Here is a 15953-nt window from a genome sequence, read left to right as displayed (position 1 = left end):
TAGAACATAAAGAAGGTACTCGTTCCGAGTTTTACTACGGCAAGTTCCAGCGTGTAATTCCTTTTAAAGCTAAAATTCAAAATACCAATGTCACCGCAGATTATAAAGACGGCATTTTGAATCTGACACTGCCCAAGTCTGAGCAAGAAAAGAACAAAGTTGTCAAGGTTAATCTAGAAATTCCTACTGCATAGTCTGAAACTTCTCTACCTCCAATGATTGATTGAGATAGCTAAGAGCTTGGTTATCTCATAACCAAGCTCTTTTGTAACAATCGTCTGTAGGGGAGCAAGAATTTATAGACAAGAACTGGAAAACAAAGCTTCGCAACTCTTTAGACCTCTCCGAAATAGTAACATTCTGTGCTAAAAGAACATTAAAGAGCTTTTTTGACACAGAGATATGAACAACATACTGAAGTATATTGAAGAGAATCCTAAAGAAACACAGCGTTTAATTGGTCTGGAGTACGAACAGTTACAACAGTTAATTCAAAATGCGGAACGATTGCATTATGAAAAACAAGCTTTATTAGAATCCCAGAAAGTGAGAATTATTGCTGGTGGTGGAGGTCGAAAACAAAAATTATCTCTAAGAGAACAAATAATTTTAACATTGGTTTATCTTCGGCATTTGACAACCTTTCAACTTTTGGGCATCCAGTTTGGAGTCAGTGAATCTACAGCGAACGATACATTTAATTATTGGTTGCCTTACTTGCGAGAGTTAATGCCATCCAGCTTGATTGAACAAGTAAAAAAAAACGCTTCTGACTATGAAGTAGTAAAAGAAATACTCACAGATTACGAATTAATAATAGATAGCTATGAACAAGTGAGAGAAAGACCTGGAGATAATAATGAGCAAAAGAAATATTTCTCAGGTAAGAAGAGTAATCATACATTTAAAAGCCAAATGATTATTTTACCTGATGGCAGTGATATCGTTGATGCTGTGGCAGGTGAGCCTGGTCCAAAAAGCGATATAACGATATTTAGAGAATATCGCTCAGAGTTTGATGCCAAACAAAGATTTAAAGGAGATAAGGCATATATTGGAGAAGATTTAATTACAACTCCAATTAAGAAACCAAGAAATCGAGAACTAACTACCGAACAGAAGGAACAAAACAAAGTATTTTCATCTAAACGAATCTTTGTTGAACATCGAATTCGGTCAGTCAAAATATTTCGAGTTGTCCAAGAAAGATTTAGGTTAAATCCACACAAATATGAGCAAGTAATTTTAACGATTTGTGGATTAGTAAGGTTACGAATTCGAGCGCTAATATTACCCTTAGAAATATCGGCTATATCATCCGGTTGAAATTACCGCATATAACTAGATATTTTTGCCTAATTATCAACAGTAAATATCTCAAAGTCTTATTTTATCGTACAGACTAGCTAATTTAAGATGATTGCATTTACGGGCTACAGCCTGTTCAAACAAAGGCTTTAACTGTTTTCGGAGATGTCTTTTCGGTTATTGCATTCTCTCAAAGAGACAAAACAGGATTGAGTTTAAATATTCAAGCGACCTGTAGTAAACAATTGATATCCCCCAACAAAACAAGCCATTGAAACGCAGAACTGCCATAAACTTGTAGGGGTGAGGACAGCGCGGCTACTAAAAAAAATCAGAAGTATTCCTATACCCAGCGCTACCCAACCTAACGCCTTTTCCTGACGGGGCAAGACAAATAACATCAGAATTCCTGAAGTCAGAAATAATATAGAACCATCAGCAGCTATACCACGCCACCAATAGGGATATACATTGGTGCTGAAGTAGATATTTTGACCAAGAAAGTAAACTCCGGCTAGTAGTAATATTAAACCGAGTAACTTGAATAAAAATCTCATTTATTTGGATAGAAAAAAGGTGCTAAACCTATATTGCCCAAATAGAAGTGTAATACTTACTTTAAATCTCAAGCAGGTGCAGAACCACCAAGCACATTTTTATAAGCATCAGCAGTTTCTGTGCCAAAACCACCAGCTTGAGCATGACGGAGTAGCGATTGGATAATTGGCATAGCGATGCTTATACCAAATAATGAATTGAATCCTGCCACAACCACTGGTGCTGACAATATAACTGTAAATTCTGGAAATAACGCCAATACAGCCACTAAGATTAGAAAAACAATAGGTGTCGCAATGCCTGCTGCCTTTGCCGCTTCTACAATTAAATGTTTGTACTCTTCTACAGTAATATCACCCCGATAAAGATCCAAGGAATATGAAATCGCTGTGACTATAACTTGTGTGAGAATAGCGGTTCCTGTAGCAGTGATCCCTAGCCTAGCAATTGTTCCAGAATTGCAGATAATAGAATCTACGGCATTGTAAACCCGAATATAAAACTGCTCCCCAACAGTCATCACTTCGGCTCCGCGACGCAGATTATCAACACCTATTTCCCACACAATGTTGTCAGCACCGTTTGAGCCACCTTGGGAGCGTGGAATAATATGGCTACCATGTTTATCGCTCAAGAATTCACGGATGGTTCTTTCATTACCTCCTAGCTTTGATGTACCGGGAATTTTCTCAAACAGCTTCATGACATCTGTATCAGAGCGAGGTAAATCCCCAGTTCTCAGACCAGCACGATACCTCAATCTATATGCAATCTTGGGCATCTCTAGGGCTAGTTCCGCAGCTGTCTTAGGCAAGTTTTGTAATGCCTCAGCTATAGCTACACTCGAAGTTGTCACACCAATTGCAGTGCCTTCTAATGCTTTACCCATATTTTGTACAGCTTGAAAACCCTGCTGTGCTGTTGCAGGTAAATCATTAATTGCATTAATACTTGAGGTGGTAATCTCTACAGTAGTATTTTTGATTCCATCAACTACTTCTTCTATCCCCTTTGCTGTATTAGTTGCTGCTTCTTGTGCTTTATCTTTGAGCGTATCCGCAAAATTTCGTGCTTGGTTGATGAAATCCATGTTTTAGTAAACTGTTGTTTTGATAATTTAGTATTTAGTTCAGCTTCTCTCGTTAAAGCTAAGAACCACATCAGCATTAATCATGAACTTCCAAGGGAATATTTAAAGAGATAGTGAAGAACTTATAGCTTTAATCTGTGATGAGTCAAAAACTGAAGTATAATGCTAATTTAACCGTTTTATTAGCGATTTAAATAAAATTTCTACTAATACAGCAATCAACATTATGTGAGCCAGTTTTTAGTTTGGTATTATGTACTTGAATTAAACAAAGAAACCGCTCGTAAGTCCAATAACCCTCATTATCTCGTTCAGCTTCTCGATAGCCAGAGTAACTACTTTGTCAGTACGACCAATATCTTGTATTCTGTTTTGTAATCAAGCTCTATTTTTTGCAAACAGCTTTAATAATACTAAGTTCTGCTCTATCACTAACTTCTACTCCTACAGGATATGCGCCACCTGTAATAGTATCTGCTGAATAGGTAGTAATTAACTTGTCTTTTATATCGTATACATCAATCTTAAGAATACTGCGTACTCTTGTTTTGCAATTTACGGAATTTGAAACTAATAACTTTTGTGCTTTTATTGGTGCAAAACAAGTAGTCTTACCGCTAGCCCGTCCACCACAATGCGATTCATTTATCGCAAAATCATAAGGACATGGACATCTTTGCCCGTGATAAGGACGACGAAGAAACATTTCCTCGTCATTTGTTACTTGTTTAGGAGATATCCTGGCTGTTGTATAAGACTTTTCTCTCCCTTGATTTTGTATAGAATTCAAATCAAGATAGTTGGCTATTTGGTCTTCATCAGTAATTACTTTTACCCATTTTTGACTAGCAGTTGATTTATTGGCATTAAACAATATTAGTGCTAATAATCCTGTTATTAATAATAGTGTGTGCTTTTTAATAAGTAACATCTATTTTCCTTTAAATCTTGTGATAATCGCCATAAAAAGTTCATTATGAGTCAAACAAAGTAAGGTTATAGACAAATATGGAGTATGTTTGAGCTATAAAGAAAACATTAATCGCAACAAAGCAAAAGTTAGAAAACATAATGCTGTGAAAAACTTTTAGTTTAATAAAAAGCTCACTTTAAAGGGATGAAATCTGATTGCTGTACAATCTGTTGCCCTTGAGGAGATAGTGCTAAATCTATGAACTGTTTTATCGCAGGGCTATTCTGTTTACGAATAGCTAAGTAAACATTACGACTAATGGGGTACTTGCCATCTTGAATTGCAGTTTTGTCCACAGGTGAGATGCCATTAAGTGGTACAACTCTAACTAGTTGTTGGTTTTCAACCTGCGAAACAGTAGCATAGCTAATACCATCGTTACCTAATAACCTAAGTATTCCAGTGGTTTCATCATTTGGAAATGTAATAAAGTTAGCACTATCACTTGCAAAAGGCTGACCTAGCAGTACAACACTTTGGAAGAAGTCTCTAGTGCCACTACTAGCGGCGCGATTAACTACTCTGATAGGAGCATTTACACCCCCAACTTGTGACCAGTTAGTAATTTTCCCTTGATAAATTTGACTTAATTGCTCTTGAGTAAGACTGCCTTTAAAAGGATTATTAACACCTACTACAATTGCTACTGCGTCACGGGCGATCGTTACTACTTGAATTCCGGCTTGTGCTTCTTGAGGTTTTAAAGGGCGGGAAGTTGCTGCCATAATTACAGAATTGTTCATTAAGGCTTCAATACCTTTAGTTGAGCCTTTTGGAAAACCATCAGGTTGCCCATAAATAGTAGGCATATTAGGGTTAATTTGAGCATAAGCATTACGCAATTTCTGCATCAAAGCAACCATAGTTGTGCTACCATCCATAGCTAATACAGTTGGATTAGGTAATGATATATCAATAGACGCAGCAGTAGATTCAATAGAAGTTGGAGGAGTAGATTGAGTTTCCTGAACAGTGTTAGGCTGTTCATTAGTTATTGCTTGTGATTTAGAAGGTTCTGAAACCGTAGGAATAGATACAGTATTAGTAGTAGGCTCTGAAGGACTTTTACCTATTAACTTACTTTGAAAAGCAAAATATCCACCTCCTGCAACTATCAGTCCCGCCAAAGCTGCAAAAACAAAGGGAGGAACTGATGTTTTTTTCAATGGTTTGCCACAAATCTCACATTTACGAGCAGTTGAAGAATTCTGATCGTGCCCACATTTAGAACATTGAACATTATTATAACTATAGTTATCAGTCATAAATACCTCTTTAATTTTGAGAATTATTCAACACATTAAATTCTGCTTCAATCCTAGCGACTTGTTCATTACTTAATCCTAATTCCTCTTGCAGTTCAAGTAACTGGGCTTGTTCATCTAAGTCTATTTGATGATCATTACCTAAAAAAGCTTGATACATTAAACTATATTCACCAATCGCATTTACTATATCCTTTTTAGGATTATATTCAGCGATAATCTGCTCGAAAATTGGTTGAGAAATATTATATTTTTGACGAAACTTCTCCAAAAGCTGCAACTCTGTGGAAGAAGGGCTGCCGCTCTTATAACAAGTGATAACTAGCTTTTTAAACTTTTCTAGGTTTTCACTATTTTGATGATTGGTCGGAATTTTGTTAGGCTCAGTTACTACTGATGAATTCAGTAATGGAGAAATAATCATCAGACTGTGTTGCTTGATATATTCCTCAAGTGCTGTTTCTGCTTTATGATAATCAGGATTATCTTTACCACCAATAAAAGTATTTTCTATTTCCTTCAAACAACTTATTAGCTTTTGATATAACTGCTGCTTTTGGGTTTTGGTTGTGGCATTTTCACCAATTTTTTTGAGAGAATCAGCTAGAATATCTCTTACTTTGCGATTTTGATCATTTAAAAGATTTTCCTCAGCTTTTTGCCAATTTTCTCCTAACACTTGTATTTTCTCGATACCTGTTTGTTTATCATGATAGGAAAAACGAATTTCATCAAATCCTGTAATTTTATTTTCATGTTGAATTATTAATCCTAATGCTTTAGCTAAAAGCAGATTTTGCTTAACTTGCACCTCTTCTTGGCTTGAGGGCATAATATCTTCAAACTGACGGTAATCTTGATGAGTATGCAAGGGATTTTTATCAGATTGAGAAATAGTTCGATAAATAACTCGCATCTTCTCCAGCCCTTCAATTAATCGCAAGGGAAAAGCGCCAACTTCTTGAACAAAAAAGATATGATGGGGATCATTTAAAGGTCTAATATCTTTATCAGTAAGAGTACTAGATTTACGGATTTGAGGTAAAATTGCAGCGACAGCTACATCAGTCGGTTTACTGCCGCCTTGAATACCAATTAGAGTTTGACGTTTTTCAACCTTATTCTCCCATCCTAGATTTACTTGTTCTTGGCTAAAGCGCAAGAACGATTCACTTTTTTCAAAGGTAGTTTTAATTTGAGCTTCTTGCTGTTCTAAGGTAGGATATTGTTCTAAAAATTTTCGAGCAGCCGAAACTTGTAATTGTGATTTATCTATAAACTCATCAACAGAACGATTTAAAAGTCTTTCAAATAAATCTTTAATTCGGAGTGTATCAAAAGAATACAAGTCAAATAGATGAATTCCTAAATCATCTAGGATATCTTGAGAAACAGTCTGAAATATTGTCTCTGTTTTCCCTTCTAAAACTTGATTAAATGCTTGATCTATATCTTTAGGGTTATAAAGTAATATTCCATTAACAGTTAATGTTCCTGTCTCACCTATGTAAGTTTGCTCTCGATCAGTCAGTTGAGCTTGAAGAGTTTCTATAACTTGATCAAAAGCAGTTAAATCTACAATTAAGCTATTAATTTCCTCCTTCAGAGCATCTAATAATAAAACTCCTAGAGTTCGAGATTTTACTTCTACCTTAGAAGTGTATATTGATTGAAGTGCTTGCATAATTGCATTGAAGTCTTCCTCAATCACTGTCTTTTTATTCAGTGGATTAAACTGTTTAGCATGATTGTCGATTTGTTTCAGTAGAACTTGTAATGCATTAGCAGCAGACTGCTCTTTAGGAAGAAAAGTTTTTTGCCGTTCTTGATCAAATTGACTGCGGTAATTATTAAATACCTCTAACAGAACTTCTAAAAATTGACGAACAAATTTAGGGCCTCGGAAACGGTCTTCAATCATCTGATGAACAATCTGGCGAAGTTCTTGCTTCTTTTGAGCTTTTAACTGATTCAGATTGTCCCACATCTTTTGAAAGTAATCACTCCAACGCCTGGGATCAGTATCACCATCATTAAAATGAGGGTTATATTTTTCCTGTTCAACGGAGATAAAACGTTGTAGATTCTCAAAGGGAATGTTTAAATCATTACGACGCTTACGTAAAATAGCTATCCAATCAGCGACTTCCTTAGTGTAGGGTTTCATGTTGTTCCCTAGACTAATGCTATCAAGAAGTTGGTGCTGGCTATCTGATTCAGATAGATTAAGACTAGGTAGAATTTCTGTTTGAATTAAATCCCGCATCGCTCCTGGGGCTGGTGTAGGATTTTCCCACCATGTGACAACACGCTTTGCTAAACGAGATGCACAAGCTTGAAGTACTCGTTGAATCGGAAACTGAATACTAGCTAATCCGAAAGCGATAAAACTTTGAGGATAACCAAGGGAGTCAGGACTTGCCCATTGTTTACGAATATTATCTCGTACCAATTTTTTGTACTGACTAAATCCTGAACTAAAATCTAAGAATACATTTTGAGCCACCATTTCCAATACGGAGTTTAAGCTAGGTAAGGTGACTTTATCATTACTATTGCCAACAAGATAACAGAAGTTAAAAGGTACATCTTGACTACTTTGGGAAGTAATCCGATCTGATGCGTTACTACTATACTGGCACTCAAAACGAGTATCGTTGCGAGAATAATGGTTGAGTTCCATTAAACCAGCATAGGCATTTGCTATGACACGATCGCCTAATCCTGAAAATGCTCCAGGTAAGACTAAATAAGCTGATGTTTGGGGCATGGCTGAAGGAGGAACCCAATCACGTAAGTTATAAGCTAGGTCAAGTACCATTCCTGAACCAGTACCACCTGATAAAGAACAAACAATAAAAATGTTTACTCCTTTATCAAGTTGTAGCCCGAGTTTATCTAACAAAAATTTCTCATGTCCAACAATTCTTCCTAAAGCATTGCTGAAACTATTTTTGATAGTTTGATAATTAACAGAAAATGCGAATTTCCCTAAAGAGCGAATTTGCCCGGCTCCCGCTAAAATTGAATCTGTTCCTCTTAACTGACTCGGAAACCACTCGGCTAAATAATCATAGGAAGAAAGTTGATTAAGCATTGCCTTAGCATTCTCTACTTTAGCCCAGACTTGTTCAGAAGGTCTAAGAGCAATGTTTTGCTTTAAGACATTTTGCGCTTCTGAAACTTTGGCATTCTGCTCTGTATCTATATGTAAAAAAGATACGATAGGCAGAGCATCTAAAGAGCCATAAGACTCTACAATCATCCGCCGAATTTTTATTAATATTTCTTTTCCAGTTCCACCTAGTCCTATGACTACAGTCGGAGTCATACCTACATAGTCTGCCATAATTTTGAATTAGTAGTAGTTTGTATTATCTAAAAATCACTAAATTGGTTGTGTTAATTGTATTGTTTTACGTTTAACAATAAAAGTATCTTGTTGATACTAATCTAGCAAATACTTAGCTAAAAAATATTACTCTTTGTCAGCCATTTTTTTTAACATTTCTTCAATTCTACCCATTGCTAGTGGCGACGGTTTGGAACGTCCATTTTCCCAACGGTTAATCGTAGTAAAAGTAACGCCTAGAGTGGCTGCAAATTGTTCTTGCGTTAGCCCGAAGGCAAGTCGCAGATCACGAATGAGCTGCCCCACCTCTGGCTGGTTAATAGCCAAGGTTTTTTTTATAATCATTTAACGAAAAAAACTTTCCCTTCTGCTTAATTAGCCAATGCTATATTATTTGTTACATCCTAACTAGACAAAATCCTGACTTACATCAGTGAATATGCCTAAAATATATTTTTATAATATTTTTTTGTTTTAATTAAGAAAATTTTTAAGTGATGTTGAACTTGAATTCCAACTAGAAAAAGTTACACCAAAGCCGCGATCACACTTATCCTCATCATTCAGCATAAATACTTACAGCTTCATTTCAAGAGTAAACATTTTTTCTCTATGAAAGTCTGTGATTGATATCTCGGATAGCTCTTCCAATTCAGGAGTCAGGAGTAACCGTGATTGTCGCTGAAGTGGATCTAAGAACCTGCCTTTGGCTATTATCCTACTTGTCAAATGATTTTTTATGGTTCTTAACTCAACAGTAGTCTGAGCAAAATAATCACTAATTTTAGCCGAAGTAAGATTCTTAACTAGAGTATGAGAGAGAATCGGTTGTAACATCCCGTTTAAGCTGCAATGGGAATTGCTCGCTTTTCTGCAAACATAACCACTACTTCTGCCATTCTTCTCGGTTTTCTGATATCTTGATTTGGAATGAACGACTCATAACAGAATTACTAAATGCACCCATCTATAAGTTTGACGTAGTAATGGTTTAATGCGGTTAAGATTGTGGTTTCTTATATTGCAACAATAGAGCTAGCAACATGAAGCCATTGTGGAGAACTGGCATAATTTTAACTACCATCGCTGGAGCTATCACCAGCGCTATCTTGATTTTCCGAGGTACTAACCAGCCATCCATCGCATTTACTGAAGAATGGATAGCTACCCAAGTGGCAGATGGGGACAGCATCACAGTTGGGCAAACCGATGGCAGTCAAATGGAAGTTGAGCTTTGCGGCATTGATGTCCCTGAAATGAAACAAGGTAAAGCACCGGAACAAACATTGGCTAATAAAGCAAAACAGAAACTGCTCAAGCTAGTCGCAGCTGCCGATAATCAATTGATGATCATTCCCGTGGGAAAAGACCTCAAGGGGCGTACTGTTGCTGAAGTGATGGCTTACGGCAAGGGTGAGGCTGATATCAGCTTTCAAGAGGAATTGCTCAAAGATGGGTTAGCTAAAACGCGTAATTCCGGGTTAGAATGCCCAAATCATCTAGCTTTTGAAAAAGCTCAAGAGATAGCAAAAGCATCTCATATTGGAGTGTGGAGCCAAAGCAACTTAGAGTTGCCTTGAGATTATTGCCACTACACCCTGCCCTGGCAAGGTTTCACATAAATCTTCTCAAGTTCTTGACTAGTCGAAGTACTGGGTTACTAACAGGCATACTACAACGCGGAGTATTAAAACTAACCTAATCTTTGAAAATTTAGGTGACATTTTTTCTAAGTATGTTATAAGTGTAGAACTGTACAGATAAATCTGCTTACAGTAGATATTTACTTAGCTAAATACTTAGGTTGAATCTCTAAAATGTATCACCCATATTTTAAGCTCATTACATTTTCTACATTAGTCACATCAAGTTTGCTTCTTTTAGGACTCAAACAAGATACAGCAAATATTACTAATGCACAGCTAAACGAACAGTCCCTATTAGCAGTTAATTGGGTACAGCAATCAGGGGAATATCAGTCCCTCACTTACCAAGCTTTCAATATAGCCAAACTTATCTTTGAGCAAGCCAAAGCTAAAAAAGTACGCCAACCGGCCATCATTGTTGATATTGATGAGACAGTTCTTGATAATAGTGCTTATCAAGCTGGTTTTATTGATACCAACAATAGTTTTGAATCGTCAACATGGAATAAATGGGTGGCAGTAGCCAAAGCTAAGGCTGTCCCTGGTGCAGCCAAGTTTGTGAATTATGTTATCGATAATGGTGGTACAGTCTTTTTTATTTCTAACCGGGATAGGAGTAGTACAAAAGGTAGCCAAAACAATGATTTGGAGATAGCAACTATCAATAATTTAAAATCAGTTGGTTTTAAAGGTGTTAATACTACGACAGTATTATTAAAGGGTGAGTTTACTAAAGTTATTGATGGTAAAGAAAATACGTCAAAGCAATGGCGACGAGAAGCTATAGAAAATGGTAAAGCTAATGGAAAAAAATATACCGTAATTGCTCTACTAGGCGATAATCTCAATGATTTTGATGAGACAGCAGGCAAGAGTAATCAGGAACGACGCAGTCATGTCGATAATAATCGCCAGCGTTACGGAATATTTGATGCAGATCCCAAGAGTAAAACAATTGAACCTGCATATATTGCCCTTCCGAATCCTATGTATGGCAATTGGGAGACAGGATTGTATAGTCCCCAAGCTGTTCAAAAACAAAATGCTTGGGATATGAGTCCATCACAGAAAAATCAACAACGTAAAGAGTCTTTAATCCGTTGGCTATCTGATAAATAACTATTTACCAACTTACAGTTTGCAAGGTACGAATAGAGCGTATGATACTGCCCTGCGTTTCCCAAGACATTAGCTTCTATAAACCTTCCTAAAAGCTCTTCATAAATTAATTTGAAGTTGCTCAGGTTTTTGAATCTGAAGTAAAAGCGTATTTTTCTGAGCTAAAGGCTGAACTCCAGTAACATTTACCGTTTTACCTATTAGACCATAAGGTGGCGGAGCATTAGCAACTTGGTTTAAAAGATTAGGACTTATAACTATCAAGAAACTTTGGCTTTCTTTAGTTAATAATGTGAAAGTTAATTTGTTACTTTCACGTTTATATTGTTGTATTTGTCCAGTAATTAATAATTTAGTTTGATAGTTTACATCAGATCCATGAACCGGATTATAGAACTTATTAAGTCTCAAAGATAGTTGAATTATTACTGTACTAAGAAACATAAATATTAAGGTAATGCGTATTAATCCTATAATTTTTTGCCTAGATATACCCGATGACTTTGAACTTAACTCTTGCATAACTTCTGTTGCTGTCTGATAACGCTCTTGATATTGAAAAGTAAGCATTTTATCAATAATTTTGGCAAATTTATTACTAACTTTACAATATTTTCTCCATTCGCAAATATTATTATTTTCGTCAAAAAGGTTATCATCAACCCCATTACCTGGAAAAATACCTGTTAGCAATCGGATTGCTGTCACACCTAGTGCGTAAAGGTCGCTGCACGGATAAACTCGACCTCGTAACTGCTCAATAGGTGCATATCCTGGTGTACCAACCAGAGTCGCCATGTGGCTACTTATACTACATTCTAAGTTTGTATCTTTAGAAATTCCAAAATCGATTAAAACAAAGGAGCCATCTTGTCTTTTAATAATATTTTCTGGTTTAATATCTCTATGAATTACCCCTTTTTTGTGAATGAATTGTATTATTTCCAATAACTGCTCAAGAAGAATTTTTACTTCTTGTTCTGAAAGTTTTCCTAGCTCTAATATTTCTTGATACAAATTGTTCCCTTCAATAAATTCCTGTATTAAATAAAAATGTTCATTCTCTTCAAAAAAAGCTAGTAAATTAGGGATGTTAGGATAGTTTCCTAAGTTATTTAACTGCTGTGCTTCTCTTTCAAATAGTTTTAAGAACTCTTGCTTTTTCTTTGTTCCCTGTTGCGTTGGCAATAATTGCTTAATAACACAGCGAGTGCCCAGTTTGTTTATATCGATAGCTTCAAAAGTACGCCCAAATCCGCCCTGTCCTAAAAAACGAATAGGAATATATCTTTTATTTAAAATTAAAGGTGAACTACAATTAATACAATACTTAGAGCTAGGTGGGTTTTCGTAATCACAATCAGGGTTTAAGCAAAGTATGGGTATTGTCGTAGTCGTTGATGATCTAATGCTTTGTAAATTTAGATTACTAGCTGCCTGGGACATGAGAATATGTGTTTTTTGAGAACTAACAGCTGATTTGTTTAGAGCCAATATTTGCATCTGCTCTAATTGTTGCTTTATTCGTTCGGCATTAAGTTTCTCTTGTTGAGCTTCATATTCAGCTAATTGCCTTAGTTCTGCTTCTTGAATCAATTGAGCTTGTGCAATTTCAGCATTAGCACGATTGGCTTGAGCTTCTTTACGTAGTGCTTCTAATTGTCTTTTAAGCGCTTCTGTTTCCTGATGCGGATCTGGCGGAGGGATAAAAGCCCCTGCTTTAAAGTTTGGATTATTGCTAAAAGTTTGATGAAACCAAATACCTAAATTCCAGGCAATTTGAAGAGTGTCTAATGCAGTTTGATGATCTCCTAGATCCCCATGAATTGCTTGATTGCCAGTCCAACGAATTTGTTCAAACAGCCGATAAACTTCTTGAGGAATGCAACCATCTTGTTTTAAGCGTTTGAGTAGACGATACTGATCTTCATCACTTTTTACATAAATTCCTAATTTTGCCGCCACTAACTGAGCAAGTAATTCTCCAAAACGCCGTAGTTTAGTTAGGCAAGCAAGAGGATCATCTTGAAAATACCTTTCAGCTAATGTAGCAATCTCAACTAAATAAACTTCATGAATTCTTAGAAAATTAAAATTAGGTGAGTAAATCACAAAATAGCTCTCCAAACAAAATTATATTTAATTTAGCAGTACCAATTGGTTTGCTTGAGTTATTCTTATTATCCAAGAAGCATCAGTGAGTTCTTTAGCTTGGGAATTTACTTGGATTTTACGGTTATTAATCTCTACAATATTAGTAATACCTGGAATTTGATTAATAATTTCCCGTGATATTTCAACGTTATATATTCTTTTGTCAGAAGCGCTAACTAAGTTCAACCAAATAACTTTTTCACTAATTGCTTTCCATCCATTAACTGTACCAATAACACCATTTGTGGTAGTATTTTCAGATAAAACATTGGATTGTGGAGACTGACAGAATAAAGAAACAGGATTTTTTTGGAAATTTGAACAGGACAATACTTGTTCTGTTCGTCTTACAATTCCTAAAAATGCACTATAATCAGGTTCTTTATCTGCATCATAATTTGCTTGTTTTTTTATTGCCTTTGGAGCATTTAATAATAGTTTTTTTATTGTGTTACGGTCTTGTTCTGTAAGATTAGGTGATAAATAAACTCCAGCACTAGGAATATTACGGCTTTGATGAATGATGCGGAAATCTTGGTCATTCGGGTCAACTGTATCACCAATTGCTCCTGCTCCTACATCCACATTTCCACTCTTAAGCATTTCTCTGATTGCAGTTCCTCGATGCCCCATATTAATTTTTAAAGTCTTACCAAATAAGTCGTATACAGGCATATAAAAGCTAGATGCTGAATTAAATGCTCCTAAAGCAATGACGGTTGTTGGTTTTAAATCTTTAAGAGAATATATAGAGCTATTTGAACGGACATAAATACCAGATTGGTAAAATGATGGTCTATCTGGAAACATTCTGGCAGCAAATTGATACTTGTTATCTTTAGCTACCACTGAAAGCATAGGAGATAAGGTAAAAGCTATGTCCCACTTTTTCTGTATCAACGCGTTTTTAGCATCTTGATAAGAAAGGTTTTCATTACCGTCAACACGAACATCAATAGATTTCCTTAAAATAAAATCTATGAAATTATTAGGACTAAGCTCATCTCTTAAATACTTAACAAGCGATTGTTGATATTTGGGGCTGCCTAAAGTCCCAATAACTAAAGACTTTTCATTTATTTTAGGACTTTGCCAATAATTGGCAAAAGGAATACTTACAAATCCGGCTACAGCTATCCCTAATATCAAAAATCTCCATTTTGTTCTGTCATTTCCCATAATTGCCTCTATTTTATTTAGCTAGTTTTTTAAAAAACATATTGCTTCAAAATATTAATTTACCCTTCGCCTAAATCTCTAGCTGGTAAATTCTTATGGATGGGTGTTTCATAATTCGCCAGTAGTATGCATTCGGAGGTGGTTGTACTTTGCAACCACAGCGATATAGAAAAATCGGCTCTCCCTAACACATGGCTTTTTTCAGGACTTGTTCTAAATTCGGGCCAGGTTTGTTACCATCGCACCAAAATATATACGGCTTTTCAGTGTAACTAGCGAACTAGCGAACAGCGAGTCCATTCTTGATTGAATTTGCTGTTGTCCAATACCACAGCTAAGTTGCCCATAACTTTTGATGGTTGGCTGAACTGCTTTAGGCTTGGGTTTGAACAATTTCAAAAAGTCTTGCATGATGCAGGGAATGTAATTATTATCAGTATTCCCTTAACCGCTATAGAAACTAACATAAGACGGCGATTCCGCGATCGTTAAGATATAAGTAATTGCGTCATCTGTGTTAATGCCTACTATTTTTAATACTTCCGCCAATTTAACAGGGTGAGTTGACGACGCTTTGACTATTAACTCGCTATTCTCTGAGGTTTCGCAAAAACAATAAGTCCTAAAAATTCCTTTAAGGTTTCCCACAAAATTTTTAACGTATTGTCCACAGTATAAAGGTTCTGGCAGTCTCAGGTACCTTATAAGGTAAACGCCTATATATAGAAATTTTGGCAGATTTTGCCAGAATCTTGGTAGGCTCTTATTTTGGCAGAGTATTAATTTTGCAATATTTATATAAAAAATACTTAACTTATGTAGTTTTTGCTATTGAACTGGGCATCATAACAGAAGAAATATTTTTAGTACAAGGCTTTTGATATTTTGCTTTCATAATATGACGTTCCTATTTTGGTTATAGGCATTTTTACCCAGTTTTTCAAGAATACTAACATGAATGTCATGAATCTGATTCAGTATGACAGCATTGATGTGACCCTTGAATATAGCGATCAGAATTAAAAAACTGAGAAAATGCGGAAATTAAAAGTACGTGTTTCTAAGTTGTTCAGCAACTTATTCCTCACAGTATATACATCCATTTTTTATATTATTAATCAGCATCCAACTTCAAAAACTAACTGTTAGATAAAATTTTATAAACTAATAAATAAAATAGTTTAGTACATTAAGTACATTAATTAAACATGAAAAGTAACTATACAAAGATAAAACAAATATTTTCTATACTAATAGTATCTTTCAGTATGACACTATTTCTTAATTATGGGAATTATCTAAGATATAA

General features: G+C 35.6%; 13 protein-coding genes. 5 read left to right on the top strand and 8 right to left on the bottom strand.

Translation table 11 applies throughout. The annotated features are described in order from the left end of the window. On the top strand, window positions 1–194 hold a 194-nt coding region (locus H6G96_RS29370; RefSeq protein ID WP_190916144.1), incomplete at its 5' end, for an Hsp20 family protein. A 208-nt stretch (window positions 195–402) separates the two neighbouring features. Next, a complete protein-coding gene (locus H6G96_RS29365) occupies window positions 403–1326 on the top strand; it encodes a transposase family protein (RefSeq protein WP_190916141.1) in 924 nt (307 codons plus the stop codon). Between the two features lie 197 nt (window positions 1327–1523). Here the strand turns inward: H6G96_RS29365 and H6G96_RS29360 are convergent, their stop codons facing one another. From H6G96_RS29360 to H6G96_RS29335, 6 genes are all read right to left on the bottom strand, one after another. After that, window positions 1524–1865: a hypothetical protein gene (locus H6G96_RS29360; RefSeq protein ID WP_190916139.1), complete on the bottom strand. Its 342-nt coding sequence runs from the start codon at window positions 1863–1865 to the stop codon at window positions 1524–1526. A gap of 68 nt (window positions 1866–1933) precedes the next feature. Then, complete coding sequence (locus H6G96_RS29355) at window positions 1934–2956, bottom strand: HNH endonuclease (protein WP_190916137.1); 1023 nt, start codon at window positions 2954–2956, stop codon at window positions 1934–1936. A gap of 385 nt (window positions 2957–3341) precedes the next feature. Next, window positions 3342–3887, bottom strand: a complete 546-nt coding sequence (locus tag H6G96_RS29350) for a hypothetical protein (RefSeq protein ID WP_190916135.1) — start codon at window positions 3885–3887, stop codon at window positions 3342–3344. Between the two features lie 173 nt (window positions 3888–4060). Further along, entirely contained in the window at window positions 4061–5194 is a 1134-nt protein-coding gene (locus tag H6G96_RS29345; RefSeq protein WP_190916133.1) for a substrate-binding domain-containing protein, read from the bottom strand. Between the two features lie 10 nt (window positions 5195–5204). Next, complete coding sequence (locus tag H6G96_RS29340; RefSeq protein ID WP_199339786.1) at window positions 5205–8543, bottom strand: tubulin-like doman-containing protein; 3339 nt, start codon at window positions 8541–8543, stop codon at window positions 5205–5207. 129 nt (window positions 8544–8672) lie between these two features. After that, on the bottom strand, window positions 8673–8891 hold the full coding sequence (locus H6G96_RS29335; protein ID WP_190916131.1) for a helix-turn-helix transcriptional regulator: 219 nt from the start codon (window positions 8889–8891) through the stop codon (window positions 8673–8675). Between the two features lie 698 nt (window positions 8892–9589). Between H6G96_RS29335 and H6G96_RS29330 the strand changes: the two genes are divergently transcribed. Together H6G96_RS29330 and H6G96_RS29325 are read left to right on the top strand one after the other, a co-directional pair. Further along, window positions 9590–10126: a thermonuclease family protein gene (locus H6G96_RS29330; RefSeq protein WP_190916129.1), complete on the top strand. Its 537-nt coding sequence runs from the start codon at window positions 9590–9592 to the stop codon at window positions 10124–10126. A 237-nt stretch (window positions 10127–10363) separates the two neighbouring features. Next, on the top strand, window positions 10364–11311 hold the full coding sequence (locus H6G96_RS29325; protein ID WP_190916127.1) for a 5'-nucleotidase, lipoprotein e(P4) family: 948 nt from the start codon (window positions 10364–10366) through the stop codon (window positions 11309–11311). 99 nt (window positions 11312–11410) lie between these two features. Here H6G96_RS29325 and H6G96_RS29320 read toward each other — a convergent pair whose 3' ends face one another. Then, complete coding sequence (locus tag H6G96_RS29320; RefSeq protein ID WP_190916124.1) at window positions 11411–13423, bottom strand: serine/threonine-protein kinase; 2013 nt, start codon at window positions 13421–13423, stop codon at window positions 11411–11413. Window positions 13424–13450: 27 nt separating this feature from the next. Beyond that, complete coding sequence (locus tag H6G96_RS29315) at window positions 13451–14644, bottom strand: PhnD/SsuA/transferrin family substrate-binding protein (protein WP_190916122.1); 1194 nt, start codon at window positions 14642–14644, stop codon at window positions 13451–13453. 318 nt (window positions 14645–14962) lie between these two features. Here H6G96_RS29315 and H6G96_RS29310 point away from each other — a divergent pair, with 318 nt between their 5' ends. After that, on the top strand, window positions 14963–15136 hold the full coding sequence (locus H6G96_RS29310; RefSeq protein WP_190916120.1) for a hypothetical protein: 174 nt from the start codon (window positions 14963–14965) through the stop codon (window positions 15134–15136). Window positions 15137–15953: the final 817 nt, after the last annotated feature.

It is taken from the genome of Nostoc sp. FACHB-892, from assembly GCF_014698795.1.
Taxonomy (GTDB): domain Bacteria; phylum Cyanobacteriota; class Cyanobacteriia; order Cyanobacteriales; family Nostocaceae; genus Nostoc.
The sequence above is the reverse complement of the archived record's forward strand: the minus strand, read 5'-3'. Positions and strand labels throughout refer to the sequence as shown.

Excerpts from the sequence above, each read along its gene's own strand:
- H6G96_RS29365 (WP_190916141.1), top strand. The coding sequence starts at position 403 with ATGAACAACATACTGAAGTATATTGAAGAGAATCCTAAAGAAACACAG.
- H6G96_RS29360 (WP_190916139.1), bottom strand. The coding sequence starts at position 1,865 with ATGAGATTTTTATTCAAGTTACTCGGTTTAATATTACTACTAGCCGGA.
- H6G96_RS29355 (WP_190916137.1), bottom strand. The coding sequence starts at position 2,956 with ATGGATTTCATCAACCAAGCACGAAATTTTGCGGATACGCTCAAAGAT.
- H6G96_RS29350 (WP_190916135.1), bottom strand. The coding sequence starts at position 3,887 with ATGTTACTTATTAAAAAGCACACACTATTATTAATAACAGGATTATTA.
- H6G96_RS29345 (WP_190916133.1), bottom strand. The coding sequence starts at position 5,194 with ATGACTGATAACTATAGTTATAATAATGTTCAATGTTCTAAATGTGGG.
- H6G96_RS29340 (WP_199339786.1), bottom strand. The coding sequence starts at position 8,543 with ATGGCAGACTATGTAGGTATGACTCCGACTGTAGTCATAGGACTAGGT.
- H6G96_RS29335 (WP_190916131.1), bottom strand. The coding sequence starts at position 8,891 with ATGATTATAAAAAAAACCTTGGCTATTAACCAGCCAGAGGTGGGGCAG.
- H6G96_RS29330 (WP_190916129.1), top strand. The coding sequence starts at position 9,590 with ATGAAGCCATTGTGGAGAACTGGCATAATTTTAACTACCATCGCTGGA.
- H6G96_RS29325 (WP_190916127.1), top strand. The coding sequence starts at position 10,364 with ATGTATCACCCATATTTTAAGCTCATTACATTTTCTACATTAGTCACA.
- H6G96_RS29315 (WP_190916122.1), bottom strand. The coding sequence starts at position 14,644 with ATGGGAAATGACAGAACAAAATGGAGATTTTTGATATTAGGGATAGCT.